Raw genomic sequence first — 15953 nt, 5'->3', positions numbered from 1 at the left:
GGTCACGGGTGGCTCTTTGCATGGAACGAAACCTTCACCGCGCTGCTATTATCGCATGACCGAGGCCGGACATGCGATCCGGCCCGCAGACAACAATGAATTCCGGGTCTTCGAACCGACAAGGGTAGAAGACTGTGAAGATTGAATTTTCGAAAGCCGCCGCTCGCGGCATTTCGTATGGTGCCCTCGCCGTCGCGACGGCATCGGGTGGCAGCGCGTACGCCCAGGCACCCGGTGTGCAGGATGCGCCCCCTCCCCCGACCGAGACCGCGCCGATCATCGTGACCGGATCGCGCATCGTCACGCCGGACCTCGATACGCCGAACCCGGTTGTCAGTATCTCTGAGGAAGCGATCGAACAGTCGGGCCTGACCAACGTCGCCTCGCTGCTCGCGCAGACCCCGGCGCTGTTCAACTCAGAAACCAATTACGACGCTGCGGGATCGCAGGCGCGTTTCGGCGGCGCGGGCGTGAATCTTCTCGACCTGCGCAATCTCGGCCCTCAGCGAACGCTCGTGCTCGTCAACAGCCGCCGCCACGTGGCCGGCGTGCCCGGCGAAGCGGCCGTCGATGTGAACACCATCCCGCTCGCCCTTGTCGAGCGCGTGGAGGTCCTGACCGGCGGCGTCTCGGCCATCTACGGCGCCGACGGCGTTTCGGGCGTGGTGAATTTCGTCATGAAGCGCGATTTCGAGGGGATCGATGCGCGTGCGCAATACGGCCTTTCGGACTTTGGCGATGCTCCAAGCACATACCTGAGCGCGACTGCCGGCAAGAACTTCAGCGACGGGCGCGGCAACATCGCCCTGTCCTACGAATATCGCCGCGATGGCCGCGTGAATTTTGCCGACCGTCCCTTCGGGCGGCCCGATGCGCCGTTCTTCGTGCGCAACCCGGACGACATTCCCGACGACCCGGCGGTGTTCGACGAGATCCTGCTAACCAACCTTGGCTATTCGGACAGTTCGCGCGACGGCGCGGTGATCGTCGATTCGAGCTTTGTCCCGACGTTCCGCGGCGGCGGCCAGCCTTACGACGGCGGCAGATTCCTCCCTGAATCCGGCTTCCTTGCACAGGGCGGGGACAATACGCCGATCTCGTACTACCAGGGTGACCTTCAGGCCGAGGTGGCATCGCATAACGTGAACCTGCTTCTCGGCTACGAGATCACGCCGTCGATCCGCGTCTACGCCGAAGGAAAGTACGTCGCTTCGAAGGCGTTCACGATTTCCCAGCCCTCCTTCGACTTCTACAATTTCGTGTCGGCGGACAATCCGTTCATCCCGCAAGCGATCCGCGGCGCGATCCAGCCGGGCAATCTTAGCGACTTCGGCCTGCCCGACGGTGTGCTATACAGTCGCGACAACTTCGATTTCGGAACGCGCAACGAACGGATCAACCGCGATCTCTATCGCGGCGTGATCGGCGTCGAGGGTGACATTTCGAGCAACGCCCGGTTCGATGTCAGCTACGTCTACGGCGAGAACAGCTTCACTTTCGTCAGCGAGAACTACCGCCTTGCCGACAGGTTCTTCGCCGCGCTCGACGCCGTCGACGAAGGCGAATTCCTGACCGGCACACCCAATGGCAACATCCGCTGCCGCGTAGACCTGACCGGCGGCGTCATCGACCCGACGTTCTGGAACTATGGCAATACCGCGCAGACGTTCACTCCCGGAGCAAACAGCGGCTGCGTTCCGCTAAACATCTTCGGTGAAGGGGTCGCGAGCCAGGAAGCACTCGACTTCATTAACGTCGATCTGAGGAACCGCGTGAAGCTGAAGCAGCATGTCGCGACAGCGTTTGTATCGGGCGATTTCGGCCAGTATTTCGAACTGCCGGGCGGCCCGGTCAGCTTCGCGCTGGGTGGCGAATACCGGAAGGAGCAGAGCGACTACCGGCCCGACCCTATCTCGACGCAGGCGACCGACTTCGACCCGGAAGGCAGCGTCCTTCAGGACCTGGCGCTGCTCGCGCCAGAACAGGGCAGTTTCGACGTCTGGGAAGCCTTCGCCGAATTGCGGGTGCCGATCCTTGGCGACATGCCGTTCGCGCACCGGCTCGAGTTCGGGGCGGCCATACGCTTCTCCGACTATTCGACGATTGGCAGCACCACGACGTGGAAGGTCGACGGGACATGGTCCCCGGTGCCCGATATAACGTTCCGGGGCAGCTATTCGGAAGCCGTCCGCGCGCCGAACATCACCGAACTGTTCGCGCCGAGATCGGGGACATTCGCCTTCCTGACCGACCCGTGCAGCCCGGTGAACGTCAACAACGGCACGGAATTCCGCGCGGCTAACTGCGAAGCACTCATCTCGGGCCTCGGCGTAGACTTCGACAGCTTCGACTTCGATTCCGACGTCGCGTCGAGCGCGAGCCTGCTTGGCCGCACCGCCGGCAATACCTCGTTGCAGGAAGAGAAGGCCAAGACCTGGACCGCAGGCGTCGTCCTGCGTCCGCTGTTCGCCCCTCGCCTCGCCATCACGTTCGACTGGTACGACATCCGGCTCGAGAACGCGATCAACACCGCGACGCTACAGGAAACGACCGAGTTCTGCGTCGATGCGCCGACGCTCGACAACGTCTTTTGCGACAGCATAACGCGCTCGACCGATACCGGGTTCGTCACCAACTACCTGCTGCAACCGCAGAACGTTGCGTTTTTCGAAACGGCGGGCGCGGACATGACGATCGGATACAGCTTCGATGCGGGCAGCGCCGGCGAATTCCGGCTGCAAGGCACGGTCGGCTATCTCGACAAGCTGAAGTTCCTGCCGGCGAACGGCGGCACGGTCGATATCGATCGCGGAGAAGCCGGGGCTCCCAAATGGGTCGGCACCGGTGACATCACCTGGAAACTCGACAACTTCGAGCTCAACTACGGGCTGAACTTCATCGGCAAGCAGCGCCGGTACGAATTCGACGAGACCGCGGCCGATCCCGACCTCGTCGATCCGCAGTACCTGTACATCGGATCGGTCATCACGCACGACGCGCGCCTTGCATGGACGACCGAGTACGACAAGGCGACATTCTACCTCGGCGTGAACAACTTCACGAACGAGTTGCCGTCGATCGGATCCTCGAACACGCCGGTGAGCTTCCTCGGCAGGTTCTTCTATGCCGGGTTCACGATCAACACGGACGACCTGAACCCGTTCAGGTAACCGGGAGGGGAGCGTCCGACCAAGGCGCTCCCCGACCGCTCAGGCCCCGGTTGATCAAACCTTCGTGAAGTCGGGCTTGCGCTTCTCGAGGAAGGCGCCCACGCCTTCCCGGCATTCCGCCGTCCCGCCGGCAGCGGCGATACTGCGTACTTCGCGCTCGAGCTGGCCTTCGAGCGAGTTCTCATAGCTTGCCAGGAGCAGCGCCCGAGCGCCGCCGATGGCGCTGGTGGCGGACGACGCGAGCAGGCGGGCCTGCCGCATGCCCTCCTCCATCAGGTCCTCGTCATCGATGACGCGCGATACGAGACCGATTTCCTCGGCCTCCTTTGCCCCGACCTTGCGGTTGGCGATGATCATCTCCTGCGCGCGGCGCATTCCGACGAGGCGCGGCAGCAGCCAGCTCATGCCGCCATCGGGCGTAAGTCCGACGCCGCCGTAGGCCGCAAGGAAGCTCGCGGAGCGACCGGCGAGCACGATGTCGCCGCCGATCGCCATGCCAAGGCCCGCGCCGGCAGCCGGACCGTTGACCAGGGTCACCAGCGGCTTTGCCATGCGCATGAAGCGAGTCACGCCCATGTGAAGCGTTCCTGCAAGTTCGCTCAGGTAGGCGGACACGCCCTCGCCCGCTTCGGCGAAGGCAGCGATGTCGCCGCCGCCGCAGAACAGCTTGCCCGCGCCGGTCAGGACCACGCAGCGTATCTCGTCATCGTGGTCGCAGCGGATCGCCAGGTCCATGTAGGCGCGCGCCATCGCCATGTTGATGCCGTTCCCTGCTTTGGGCCGGTTGAGCGTCAGGGTGGCGATACCGTCCGACTTCTCGAACAGGATGGGATCTTCGCTCACGTGCATTTCTCCATGGCTTGTACGGCTAGTTCGGCGAGGCGCGGGAAAGCCTTGGCCCGGTCCTGTGCCTGGGCATTGGCGGCAGTGCCGCGGATCACCCGGCCCTTGATTCCGTGAAAGATCGCGGCGAGCCGGAAGAACTGGAACGCGACGTAGAAGTCCCAGTTGGCAATGCTCTTGCGCCCCATCCGCTCGCAATAGGCTGCGACGTAGGCCTCTTCCGACGGGATGTTGAGCGCGGCAAGGTCTGCCCCCTCGAGCCCGGCCACGATGTCCGGCGGCATGCGGTACATCATCGCGTGATAGGCGAAGTCCGCCAGCGGATGGCCGAGCGTGGACAGCTCCCAGTCGAGCACCGCCAGCACGCTCGGCTCGGTGGGATGGAAGATCATGTTGTCGCAGCGGAAGTCGCCGTGGACGACGCTCGTCTCGTCGCCTGGCGGGATGTTGTCCGGCAGCCATTCGACGAGCCGGTCCATGTTCGGATCGCGCCCTGCCTCCTCGTCGGCAAGATACTGCTTGGACCAGCGGCCGATCTGGCGGGCGAAGTAGTTGCCCGGCTTGCCGTAATCGCCAAGACCCACCGCCTCGTGGTCGACCTTGTGCAGCGCGGCCATCGTTTCGTTCATCGCATCGAAGTAGGCGGGGCGATCCTCGCGCGCGACATCGGGGAAAGTGGCATCCCAGAAGATGCGGCCCTCGACCATGTCCATGACGAAGAACCACGTGCCTATCACGTCCTCGTCGGTGCAGATGCCGTAGACCCTCGGCACCGGAAAGCCGGTCGTGCCCAGGGCCTGCATGACGCGCGCCTCGCGCTCGACGGCATGCGCGCCCTTGAGGAGCTGGCCTGGCGGCTTTCTGCGCAGGACATACTTTTTCGACGGCGTGACAAGCTTGTAGGTGGGGTTGGACTGCCCGCCCCGGAACTGCTCGACCGTCAGGGGACCGGCGAACCCCTCGACATGGCTTTCCATCCAGCGCGTCAGCGCCGCCTCGTCGAAGCCGTAGCCCTCCCGAACGGCGGTCGTGCCGGTGTTGGCTTCGGTGATGTCGGTCATTTCGATCCCCTGGCTGCGTGCCGAACGTCGTGGGTCAATGTACAGGCAGGATGCCCTGCACAATCCGCCCTTGTGTCAGGTCGGGGCCGCTCGCGCCCCGAGGGTGAGCGCCACAAGCATGGCCAGTGGCACGTGTAAAGCCCCGAAGCGCTTCAGACTTTCAGCGCTTTCGCATGCCACGCGACGTGCCCGGCCATGAAGGTCGAGATGAAATAGTACGAATGATCGTACCCTTCCTGCATGCGGATCGTCGCGGACTGCCCTGCCCGTTCGCAAGCTTCGCGCAGCAGATGCGTCTTCAGCTGCTCCTCCAGAAAGCCGTCGCAGGTGCCCTGATCAACTAGCAGGTCTGGAACTTTCGCGCCGTCTTCGATCAATGCAACGGCGTCGTACTCGCGCCACGCCGCCCGGTCCTGACCGATGTAGCCGCCGAGCGCCTTTTCTCCCCACGGACAGGCGAGCGGACTTACGATCGGCGAGAAGGCGCTGACTGAGCGGAACCGCTCCGGGTTTCGCAGGCCGATGGTGAGTGCTCCGTGACCGCCCATCGAATGGCCGGTGATGCCCTGGCGAGCCATGTCGACGGGAAAGTGCGCCCCTACGATGTCGGGCAGTTCGCTCTCGATGTAGGAGCGCATGCGGTAATGCTTCGACCACGGCTCCTGCGTCGCGTCGACATAGAACCCGGCACCTTTGCCGAAGTCGTAGCCCTCGTCATCGGGAACCTCGTCCCCGCGCGGGCTGGTATCCGGAGCGATGAACACGATGCCTTGCTCGGCGCAGGCAGCGCGGTACTCGCCCTTTTCGGTGACATTGGCATGCGTGCAGGTCAGTCCCGAAAGGTACCACAGGACCGGCAGTCTCGCGCCTGCGTCATGCTCGGGCACGAACACGGAGAAGGTCATGTCCGTCCCGGTCTCCCGGCTTCGATGGCGGTAGACGCCCTGCGTGCCACCGTGGCTCTTGTTCTCCGAGACTGTCTCGATCGGCATCCTCGCCTATCCCTCCATCCGCTTCATGGCGCACAGCTTGTTGCCGTCCGGATCGCGCATGTAGGCGAGATAGAGCATGCCGACCGTCTTCTTGCGGATACCCGGAGCTTCCTCGATTCCGGTACCGCCGTTATCCACACCGGCCTTGTACCAGGCGTCGCCCTGCTCGGGGCTTGCAACCTTGAATCCGATGGTCATGCCGTTGCCCGGCGTCGCCGCCTCGCCGTCGATCGGTTCGCCCACGATCAGCATCGCGCCGTCGTGCTGGTAGAAATAGCGATTGCGCTCGGGGTCCTTCACACCCGCAGGCCCGCCGATTGCCGCGAAGATCGCGTCGTAGAACCGCCTCGAACGTTCGGTGTCGTTACTGCCCAGATGGACGTGCGTGAACATAGCCTCTGCCTCCTCAGTACACCACGACGCTGCGGATCGATTCCCCCGCGTGCATCAGGTCGAAAGCCTTGTTGATGTCCTCGAGCGAGAGGACGTGGGTTATCATCGGATCGATCTCGATCTTTCCGTTCATGTACCAGTCCACGATCTTCGGCACGTCGGTCCGGCCCTTGGCGCCCCCGAACGCGGTGCCGCGCCAGTTGCGGCCGGTAACGAGCTGGAACGGTCGCGTCGCGATCTCCTTCCCCGCTTCGGCGACGCCGATGATGATGCTGGTCCCCCACCCCTTGTGGCAGCATTCGAGCGCCTGTCGCATGACTTCGACGTTGCCGGTGCAGTCGAACGAATAGTCCGCTCCGCCGTCGAGCATGTTGACCAGCGTCTCGACCACGTTTCCGACACTGCGGGGATTCACGAAGTCGGTCATTCCGAACTTGCGGCCCCACTCCTCCTTGTCCGCATTGATGTCGACGCCGACGATGCGGTCCGCACCCGCCATCCGCGCGCCCTGAATGACGTTGAGGCCGATCCCGCCGAGGCCGAATACGACGACATTGTCGCCGGGCTTGACCTTGGCCGTGTTCACCACCGCTCCCACGCCGGTCGTCACCCCGCATCCGACATAGCAACTGGTCTTGAAAGGCGCGTCGTCGCGGATCTTCGCCACCGCGATTTCAGGCAGGACCGTGAAATTCGAAAAGGTCGAGCAGCCCATGTAGTGGAAGATCGCCTCGCCCTTGTAGCTGAAGCGCGACGTGCCGTCGGGCATCAGCCCCTTGCCTTGCGTCTCACGGATCGCCGAGCACAGGTTGGTCTTTCCCGACAGGCACATTTTGCACTGGCGGCACTCGGGCGTATAAAGCGGGATGACGTGATCGTCGGCCCTCACGCTCGTCACGCCCTCGCCCACCTCGCGCACGATGCCTGCGCCCTCGTGGCCCAGGATAGAGGGGAAGATGCCTTCTGAATCGAAACCGTCGAGCGTGTAGGCATCTGTATGGCAGATGCCCGTCGCCATTATCTCGACGAGGACCTCGCCCGCTTTCGGACCCTCCAGATCGACTTCGACGATTTCAAGTGGCTTCCTGGCCTCGAAGGCTACTGCGGCCCGTGTCTTCATGTTCGTGCATCCCGATGTTTGAGTCGCGCCGGTCGGTAACACTGCCCGAGCCAAATGATAAGGCGTCAGCCGGCTCGGCACACGGTGCGGTTGGACCGTTAAAGTAGCCTTGCGAACTTCTTTCGGTGCGTGCAGTCTTCCGGCAAAGAACAGCAAATCGGGAGAATGCCGAGATGACGTCCGCCGAGAACCAGGAATTTCCCTACGCGCCCGGTCTTTCGGCATCCGACGACGGCAACCACGCGCCGGGCGAGGGTGACAAGTGGCAGGAAAGTTCGCTGGTCGCCTACTGCGATCCGTCGCGCGGGCTTGCCGGATTTCACCGCATCGGGATTCACCCCAATCTCGGCGAGGCAAGCGTCTACAGCTGGCTTCAGATCGACGGCAGGATGGTCTCGCAGGCCAAGCGAACCAACCTGCCGATCCCGGCCGGCCCCGTCACGGGCACGACACTCGAAGGAGTGACCTTCCGGACGCCCGATCCCTTGCGCACTTGCGAAATCGAGGTGGAGAGGGACGGGGTCCACGCCGAAGTCCTGTTTGAATCCTTCACCGGCCCCGTCCAGATGAACATGGACGTGGGTGGAGCGACAGTCGGCAAGGGGCACTACGATTCGATCGGGAGGGTGACCGGGAAATTCTCGGCCGGTAGCGAGCAATTCGCGTTCGACGGCGTCGGTTTCCTCGATCACAGCTGGGGCCCGCGCGATGCCGGCGGAATCCTCGCGCACCGCTGGATGATGGCGGCGCTCGATGCCGGAAACCACATCAACACCTTCCCGACGATCGGGCCGCGCGGGCGCGCGATGCTGGGATACGTGATGCTCGACGGCGAATTATCCTTCACCGCGGACGTTAGCTCGGAACTGTCGATCGGGGACGACCACCTCGACGTCCGGGCAGCGCGCGCCCGCATCACAGACGAGTTTGGCAGGACCGTAGAAATCAACGGTGTCTCTGCGGGAGAATACAGCATCCAGCCCTACGGGCAGGGATACTTCTGCGCGCACAAGCCGATGGTCTGGAACTGCAGGGGACGCACCTGGCCGGGAATGCTCGAATGGAGCGCCATCCGGTTCGTGCCGCCCTGGCACCGCGAGAGGCTCGGGATCGAGAAGGACAATTCCTGGCTGAAATGGGACGGGGACCAGCCGTGAGCCTGCCTGCTGCCAATCGCGAGACGCTGGCGGCCTATCTGCGCAGCGCTGCCCGCACGATCGAGGGGGAACTCGGAGGTGGGCTGGAAGAGGCAAACGCGTCCCGGCTTTCCGAGGCATCGGCTATAATCGCGCGTGTCGCGCAGCAAGTCGTGGACAGCGAGCAGGAATCTTCGGCCGAAGCCGAATACCGCGCGCTTGTGGCGGCCGAGCGGGAGTTCGGGGCGATGCTTGCACCTCGCACCGAAACGCCGGGTGCCCGGCATATCGATGCCGCTGACGTGGAAACCTATCTCAAGGGCCATGCGCGCGGCGGCCCCGGCACCGAAGTGACGGGCGCGAAATTGCTGGCAGGGGGGCGCTGCAAGGTAACCGCGCTGATCGAACAGGAGGGAGCGGCCGACCTGCCCTCCTCGCTCGTCCTGCGGCAGGACTGGGAAGGCGGCGCGACGGAAACGTCGGTCGTCGGAGAGTTCGCCTTGCTCGAACTCCTCCACGAAGAAGGCGTGCGCGTGCCGCGTCCTCTCGTTCTCGAGAGGTCGGATGCGCTGGGCCTGCCATTCATCCTGGTCGAACGGATCGAGGGAGCAGTGAACGGCGGCCTCTACGAGCCCCCCTCCTCGCCCGCCCTCATGCGGCAGCTTGCCGAGCAACTCGGCAAGATCCATGCCGTGCCGCTCGAACGCGCGAAGAGATTGTTTACGGAGCAGTCCGCATCGGCAGCAGGCGACCCTGCGGCTGTCGACGCGTTCGAACACAATCATCGGACCATCGGGCTGCGCTCGAAGATCGTGGATGCGGCGATAGCCTGGTTGCGCGCCAATTCCCATCTGACCGGCGATCAGGAAACCCTCGTCCACAACGACTTCGGTTTCCACAACGTCCTGACGCAGGGAGACCGCCTGACAGCCGTGCTCGACTGGGAGCTGGCCAAGATCGGCCACCCCGCCAGCGACCTCGGCTACGTCATGCATTTCGTGACCAAGGTCGTGGGCTGGGACGAATTTCTCGCCTGGTATCGCGAAGCTGGAGGATCGCTGATCGCTCCCGACGTCGTTCACTACCATGCGGTGTGGAACGCGGTGCGGCTTTACGGCCTGATCATGCAGGCCCGCCACAACCTCGAGATCGGTCGGGTCGACGACATCGAGATTTCCTACGCCTGCGCGGACAATGTCATGCGGCTGATCGCCTTTCTCGGCGAACTGGTACTCGACGCAGATCGCGTAGCGGCAGGCAGCAGCGCGTCTTCAGTCGGCTTCCGATGAAGCAAGGACTGCGCGCATAGCATCTGCGCTGCGCTGCACGGCCTCATGGACGGGAAGGGCCCGATGCGCGGCAGCGACGATCTCGATGCCCCAGGGCCCGTCGAAGCCTGCGCTCCTGGCTCCGCGGACGAACGCGGCATTGTCAAAGTCGCCGGTGTCGGGCTGCATGCGGTGGTCCACCATTTCGTCGAACCTGTCAGGCACGACCATCTCTCTGGGAACGCCGCATAGTTCGGTCGCGCGGAAGACGCCTTCCGGCAATGCGGCAATCTCGTCCACGTCGATGCCGCAGCGCGTGACATGCCAGCTATCGAAGAGCAGGCCGCCGTTGGCCCGTCCCGCCCCCTCCACGACAGTTCGACCCTTGGCCAGCGTGTCGAGGTTCGAAATCTGCATGAGTTCGATGACCACTTTGGCGCCGAGGTCGGCGAAGCGATCGCACACGCGACCGAACGCCGGCGCCATCGGCTCTGCCGGTGCCTCGACATCGCCCTCGCCGACAGCCTTGATCTGGTGGGCACCGATCGTCTCGGCCAGGCGCAGGGCGTCGTCGACCACCTTGTCGTCACCTGCCGACCAGCCCATCAGGGCTTCCAGTTCGAGGTATTCGATGCCGCCGTCCGCGAACATCGCGTTCAGGTCACTTGCTGCATATTTCGCCAGCGCGTTCTCGATATCGACGAAGACGAAACCCATTCCGCGAAAGCCCGCCTTTGAGCACGCATCGATCCGTTCGCGAATATCCACGCGACTGGCAAGGTCGGCGAAATCCGGCCGGATGTCTCCGGCGTGCGTCCAGTTGGCGGCGTGCAGAAGCGGCTCTTTTATCATCCGCCCTAATAGGCCCGAATTTGCGATTTCCGCCAGCCCCTACTCGACATTCTCGCATGACAAATGTCATAAACGCTCCGGAGGCACTTTCAACTGCGTGGACGTTACATGAGCAACGCGGCGGATCGCAGATCGAGAAGGACGCAAGTCGCGCGCGTCGCATTCGATCTCATCGCGGAAAGGGGGATCGAAGCCGTCACGTTTCGCCAGATCGCTGCGGAAACGGGATTCAGCACGGCCATTGTCTCGCACTACTTCCAGAACAAGAACGAGCTGCTCTTCACGATCTACTGCATCGCCAACGAGATGGCCCGCGAAAGGCTCCTCGGCGCGTTCGACGATGGACTGCCGCTCGTCGACTGCTTCGAAACCCTGCTCCCCATCAGCGAGGAATCGCGCAAGAACTGGCGCGTCTGGCTGGCATTCTGGGGACGTGCCCATGTCGATCCGCTCTATCTGGAGGAGCGTCGCAGGGCTGCTAACGACAGCCTGGCGCTCTATCGCCGGATGCTCGGCGTGCGTTCGGGCGATGCGCTCAGCGGACGAGCGCAGAATCTGGAAAAGGCGGCTCGGAGGCTGATCTCCCTGATCGCGGGATTGTCGCTCGAGGCTTGCTTTGCGCCGGAGGAATGGCCCCCGGACCGCCTGCGGGAATTGCTCGCCGACGAACTGCGGGACTACGACGCGACCTGACCAATATGACAGTCGTCATGTGCCCGCCGGCATCTATTCTCGCGCAAGATCCGGAGTCGGACGGCGGCCGCCATCTGGCGTGCGCCACAAATCGGGAGAGTGAGAATGATCCGCCACGTCGTGATGATCAAGTTCAAGAAGGATGCCCCGCAGGACAAGATCGACACGTTCCTGACCGAGGTGAAGAAGCTCTCTCACCTCAACAAGGAAGTTCGCGATTACAGTCACGGCATGTGCGTGCGCGAGCCGCGCTATCACTCGGGCGACTTCGATTTCGCCAATTGCTGCGACATCGACAACTACGAGGCGATGGAACGGTACATGTCGCACTGGGCGCACCTGCGCATGACGCCGTTTCTTCCCGATATCCTGGAGAACATGATCTCCTTCGACTGGGAAATCGACTACTACGGCCCCGAATTCGACGAGGAAGCTGCGAAGGAAGAGGCCGAGAAGGAAAAGCGCCGCGTCCTTCCCATTCATGACGATCCCGCCAAGGCCTGGGTTCCAGAAATCCGCGGCCAGACGCGCGAGCGCGCCAAGGAAATGCTCGATGCGGTCGGCCTGAAGCTGGCAAGCGACGAGGACGAGATCATGGGCTCGGTCTGGGCTCCCAACCGGATCATGTTCACCGAACCCGAAGTCGGCACCGAGGTCGACAGGGGCGCCGAAGTCAAAATCGGCATCACCGGCAACTGGCTGACCGGCCCAGCGACACCGGAAGGCGACGGCCCGGCCTGGTAAGCGGGGCGTCGCTGGGGCCGCGAAAGGACATGGCATGAGCGGGATGAGCGAAGCCTACGGCAAGGTGGCCGAGCAGCTTCTGCATTTCGTGGAAGCGAAGACGACCGACCAGACCGACCGCACGCTGAAGGTCCCCGTCGCGGACTACCTCGACCCGAAGCGCTGGGAACGCGAGGTCGAGCTGATCTTCAAGCGCCTGCCGCTCATGCTGGCGCTGTCCATCGAGCTTCCCGAAAACGGCGACTACAAGGCGATGGAGCCGATGGGGATCCCTGTCCTCATCACGCGCGGAAAGGACGGCGCGGCGCGGGCCTTTCTGAACGTCTGCAAGCACCGCGCAATGAAGATCATGGAGGAAGGCACCGGCAACTGCACCCGGATCGCATGCCCCTACCACGGTTGGACATACGCGAACGACGGTCGCCTTGTCGGCATTACCGAAGCAAGCACGTTCGGCGATGTCGACAAGTCCGGACTCGGGTTGACCGGGCTGCCCTGCCAGGAGGTCGCGGGGATGATCTTCGTGATCCTGACCCCCGGCCTGGAGATAGATGTTCCGGCCTTCCTGGGCGGGATGCTCGACGATCTGGCCGCCCTGCGACTCGATACCTGGTACTACCTGAAGTCCCGCAAGATGGAGGGAGCTAACTGGAAAGTCGCTTATGACGGCTATCTGGAAGGCTATCACTTCCAGGCGGCGCACCCCGAAACCGTGCTGCCGAGGACACCGTCCAACCGCGCGCTCTATGAAGCCTTCGGGCCGCATATCCGCCTGTCCTACCCGCAGCACCGGATCGTCGACCTGAAGGATATCCCGCGCAAGGAATGGGGCGAGCGGGAGAACCTGAACTACGATTTCATCCGGCTCGTCTTCCCGAACTTCGCCCTCTTCCTTGCGCCCGAGATGTGCCAGATCGCGCAACTGTTTCCCGGCGACAGGCCGGGCGAGAACGTGACGATCATGAATTACGTCTATCCGCGCGCTCCGAAGGACGATGCCGAGCGCGAGGACCTCGACAAGATGAGCGACTTCTTTTTCGACGTGGTAGAGAAGGAGGACTACCAGATGGGCCTTCGCGTGCAGCAGGGCCTGGAAGCCGGCGCGACCAACCACGTGGTTTTCGGCCGAAACGAACTTGGCAACCAGTATTTCCACAAGTGGATCGAGCACTGCTTATCAGGCAGCAAAGGGCCGGAGCCCCGGCTTCGACCGTAATCGCAAGGAGAAGAAGCAAGATGATCATTCTGGCGGGCTACATGCACACCAAGCCCGAACTGGCGGAAGATCTGCTGGGGGCGCTGAACTCGCTGGTGGAACCGACGCTCAAGGAGGAAGGCTGCCTCGACTACGCGTTTGCGTTGCAGGAAGGCGGCAACGGTTCGATCCTCGTCTACGAGCGCTGGACCTCGCAGGAAACGCTCAACAAGCATCTGGCGCAGCCCTCGATCGGCGCGGTGCTCGGCGACTGGGCGGAGAAAATCGAGATCGACGTCAAGAAGTTCGACGCATCGAACGAGCGCGGCTTCATGGATTAATCCAACGTCTTTTCGAGAGTATCAGACAACAAAAGGAGTGGAGAGGCATCATGAGCGGGACTCGCATAGCGGAACCGGTTTTCGACGAGGCCGGGCTCGCCCTGCCCGTGCTTCCGATCGACGACTACCAGCTCATCATGGGCACGGTGGCCTGTTACGGCCGGATGTATGACGACGACCGGATAGACGACTTCATGTCGCTCATCGCTCCGGACGCGCTGTTCAGGCCGAACTGGCCGGGGGTTGCGCCCGACACGGTCGAAGGAGCAGACAACCTGCGGCCCTTCTTCACCGAAGCGCGAGCGGCCTGTCATTCCCAGAACATGCAGCCACGCCACTACACCACCAACGTTGTGATCACCTCTTACGATGGCGAAACGGCGGGCGTCAGCGCGAACATGCTTTATACCGAATTCACCGAAGAGGGTGGCGCACAGCTCAAGATGGTCGGACAGTACGACTTCCGGCTGCGCAAGGACGAAGGCCGCTGGCGCATTGCCGAATGGTCGATGCGCTACGACAAGGCCGCCTGATTCCAAGACGAACATTTCCCCAAGGAGACACGAGGATGCTGAACCGGCAAGTTACCCTGAAATCGCACGTTTCGGGCGTTCCTAAGGAAGAGAACTTCGAGATGATCGAAACGCCGATCCCCGAACCGGGAGAAGGCGAATTCGTCATCCGCAACCTCTACTTCTCGCTCGAACCCGCCATCCGCGGTTGGCTCGACGGGAAGGAGAACTATTTCCCGCCGATCCCGCTGGGCGGCGTCGTGCGCGGACCGAGCGTGGGCCGCGTCGTCAAGTCGAACAATCCCGACTATCAGCCGGGCGAGGTCGTCTTCGCGCTCAACCACTGGGAGGACTACTCGGTCCTCGACAGCGAGGCGATCCTTCTCCAGAAGCTTCATCCGAAGGGCGACACGCCGCTGTCCTACTACATCGGTCCTCTCGGAGGCTCGGGCACGACCGCCTATGTGGGCCTTCACGACATCGGACACGTCAAGGAAGGCCAGACCGTCGTCGTCAGCGCCGGAGCGGGCGCCACGGGCAGCATGGTCGGACAGATCGCGAAGCAGCGCGGGTGCACCGTAATCGGCATCGTGGGCAGCGACGACAAGGTCAAGCTGATCACCGAGGAGCTCGGCTTCGACCACGGGATCAACTACAAGACGACCGACAAGCTGTCCGATGCGGTCATGAAGCTCGCTCCCGAAGGCGTCGACATTTATTATGACAATGTCGGCGGACCGACCCTGAACGAGATGCTGCTGACCATGAAGGTCCAGAGCCGCATCGTTTGCTGCGGCATGATCGCCGACTACAACGATACCGATAATCCCAATCCCATCACCAACCTCTGGGAAGTCGTCGCGCGGCAGCTAACGATGCAGGGCTTCCTCCTGCATTTCTATAGCGAAAAGGTGCCCGCCGCGCTCGACCAGCTCGAGAAGTGGATCGCCGAAGGCAAGATCAAGGTGATGGAACACATCACCCACGGCATCGCGAACACGCCAAAGGCCTATGGCGAGCTCATGAGCGGCAAGACCACCGGCAAGGCACTCGTCCAGCTCGACCTTCCGGAGGAAAACGGATGAGCAGCGATATCGAGACGCTCAAGGCCGAGTCGGAAATGAACCGGCTCGTCAGCCGCTACTCCACGATCGTGGACTGGATGGATTGGGACCGTCTCCCGGACATCTTCGCCACCGATGCCGACATCGATTTCGGCCAGATGTTCACCGGAGACCTCGCCGGGTTCACGCCGTTCGTCTCGGCGCTCGAAGCCGGCTACGACCGCCGCATGCACATGTTCGGCCTTCCACGCCTCGACGTGACGGCGCAGAGCGGCCGGGCGGAATGCACGAACATCAGCTTCACGCGCACCAAGGGCTCGGAGAACAACGACGATTCGATCATCTTCGGGCGCTATATTTTCGAAGGAAAGCCCATCGACGGTGCCTGGAAGCTTACGCGCCTGAAGTTCATGCTGAACGCGATGCACGCATCGCAGCAGCCGGTCGCCGACGAGAGCATGCTCAACACATGCGACGGCATGCAGCCCGGCCACCCGGACAAGCCTTCGGCCTGAGCCGCGGCTTGCAATTTGTACCAAGAGAAGCCGGCCATCGCCTATTTCGGAGCG

The 15953-nt window shown here is 62.9% G+C and carries 16 protein-coding genes; 10 read left to right on the top strand and 6 right to left on the bottom strand.

Annotated elements, in window-relative coordinates; all coding sequences use genetic code 11:
* Nucleotides 1–134: 134 nt before the first annotated feature.
* Nucleotides 135–3170, top strand: a complete 3036-nt coding sequence (locus FHS75_RS00185) for a TonB-dependent receptor plug domain-containing protein (RefSeq protein ID WP_179405708.1) — start codon at nucleotides 135–137, stop codon at nucleotides 3168–3170.
* Between the two features lie 54 nt (nucleotides 3171–3224).
* Here FHS75_RS00185 and FHS75_RS00180 read toward each other — a convergent pair whose 3' ends face one another.
* The 5 genes from FHS75_RS00180 to FHS75_RS00160 form a co-directional block, all read right to left on the bottom strand.
* The gene (locus FHS75_RS00180) at nucleotides 3225–4019 is read right to left on the bottom strand and encodes an enoyl-CoA hydratase/isomerase family protein (RefSeq protein WP_179405707.1); all 795 of its coding nucleotides are present in this window, start codon (nucleotides 4017–4019) and stop codon (nucleotides 3225–3227) included.
* A complete protein-coding gene (locus tag FHS75_RS00175; protein WP_179405706.1) occupies nucleotides 4010–5074 on the bottom strand; it encodes a phosphotransferase in 1065 nt (354 codons plus the stop codon). Before FHS75_RS00175 ends, FHS75_RS00180 begins: the two co-directional genes overlap by 10 nt.
* Before the next feature lie 152 nt (nucleotides 5075–5226).
* Nucleotides 5227–6066, bottom strand: a complete 840-nt coding sequence (gene fghA / locus FHS75_RS00170; RefSeq protein ID WP_179405705.1) for an S-formylglutathione hydrolase — start codon at nucleotides 6064–6066, stop codon at nucleotides 5227–5229.
* Nucleotides 6067–6072: 6 nt separating this feature from the next.
* Nucleotides 6073–6459 carry a VOC family protein gene (locus FHS75_RS00165; RefSeq protein WP_179405704.1) on the bottom strand — a complete coding sequence of 129 codons (387 nt, stop codon included), beginning with the start codon at nucleotides 6457–6459 and terminating at the stop codon, nucleotides 6073–6075.
* A gap of 13 nt (nucleotides 6460–6472) precedes the next feature.
* Entirely contained in the window at nucleotides 6473–7579 is a 1107-nt protein-coding gene (locus FHS75_RS00160) for an S-(hydroxymethyl)glutathione dehydrogenase/class III alcohol dehydrogenase (protein ID WP_179405703.1), read from the bottom strand.
* A gap of 173 nt (nucleotides 7580–7752) precedes the next feature.
* Between FHS75_RS00160 and FHS75_RS00155 the strand changes: the two genes are divergently transcribed.
* Both FHS75_RS00155 and FHS75_RS00150 read left to right on the top strand, forming a co-directional pair.
* Nucleotides 7753–8736 carry a DUF7064 domain-containing protein gene (locus tag FHS75_RS00155; RefSeq protein ID WP_179405702.1) on the top strand — a complete coding sequence of 328 codons (984 nt, stop codon included), beginning with the start codon at nucleotides 7753–7755 and terminating at the stop codon, nucleotides 8734–8736.
* The gene (locus tag FHS75_RS00150; protein WP_179405701.1) at nucleotides 8733–10004 is read left to right on the top strand and encodes a phosphotransferase family protein; all 1272 of its coding nucleotides are present in this window, start codon (nucleotides 8733–8735) and stop codon (nucleotides 10002–10004) included. Before FHS75_RS00155 ends, FHS75_RS00150 begins: the two co-directional genes overlap by 4 nt.
* Here FHS75_RS00150 and FHS75_RS00145 read toward each other — a convergent pair.
* Entirely contained in the window at nucleotides 9987–10835 is an 849-nt protein-coding gene (locus tag FHS75_RS00145; RefSeq protein WP_179405700.1) for a sugar phosphate isomerase/epimerase family protein, read from the bottom strand. The genes FHS75_RS00150 and FHS75_RS00145 overlap by 18 nt on opposite strands.
* Nucleotides 10836–10943: 108 nt before the next feature.
* On the opposite strand from FHS75_RS00145, the gene FHS75_RS00140 reads away from it, so the two are divergent.
* The 7 genes from FHS75_RS00140 (at nucleotide 10944) to FHS75_RS00110 (ending at nucleotide 15899) form a co-directional block, all read left to right on the top strand.
* Nucleotides 10944–11528, top strand: a complete 585-nt coding sequence (locus FHS75_RS00140; protein ID WP_179405699.1) for a TetR/AcrR family transcriptional regulator — start codon at nucleotides 10944–10946, stop codon at nucleotides 11526–11528.
* A 105-nt stretch (nucleotides 11529–11633) separates the two neighbouring features.
* Nucleotides 11634–12272, top strand: coding sequence for a Dabb family protein (locus tag FHS75_RS00135; RefSeq protein ID WP_179405698.1), 639 nt, complete (start codon nucleotides 11634–11636; stop codon nucleotides 12270–12272).
* Between the two features lie 34 nt (nucleotides 12273–12306).
* Nucleotides 12307–13488, top strand: a complete 1182-nt coding sequence (locus FHS75_RS00130) for an aromatic ring-hydroxylating oxygenase subunit alpha (RefSeq protein WP_179405697.1) — start codon at nucleotides 12307–12309, stop codon at nucleotides 13486–13488.
* Nucleotides 13489–13508: 20 nt separating this feature from the next.
* Complete coding sequence (locus tag FHS75_RS00125) at nucleotides 13509–13808, top strand: putative quinol monooxygenase (protein WP_179405696.1); 300 nt, start codon at nucleotides 13509–13511, stop codon at nucleotides 13806–13808.
* Between the two features lie 50 nt (nucleotides 13809–13858).
* Entirely contained in the window at nucleotides 13859–14341 is a 483-nt protein-coding gene (locus tag FHS75_RS00120; protein WP_179405695.1) for a nuclear transport factor 2 family protein, read from the top strand.
* A 35-nt stretch (nucleotides 14342–14376) separates the two neighbouring features.
* Nucleotides 14377–15405, top strand: a complete 1029-nt coding sequence (locus FHS75_RS00115; RefSeq protein ID WP_179405694.1) for an NADP-dependent oxidoreductase — start codon at nucleotides 14377–14379, stop codon at nucleotides 15403–15405.
* Nucleotides 15402–15899 (top strand): nuclear transport factor 2 family protein, encoded by a 498-nt coding sequence (locus tag FHS75_RS00110; RefSeq protein WP_179405693.1) that lies wholly within the window; start codon nucleotides 15402–15404, stop codon nucleotides 15897–15899. Before FHS75_RS00115 ends, FHS75_RS00110 begins: the two co-directional genes overlap by 4 nt.
* Nucleotides 15900–15953: the final 54 nt, after the last annotated feature.

It is taken from the genome of Novosphingobium marinum, from assembly GCF_013408095.1.
GTDB classification, from domain to species: Bacteria; Pseudomonadota; Alphaproteobacteria; order Sphingomonadales; family Sphingomonadaceae; genus Novosphingobium; species Novosphingobium marinum.
This window is presented reverse-complemented; position numbering and strand designations above follow the sequence as displayed.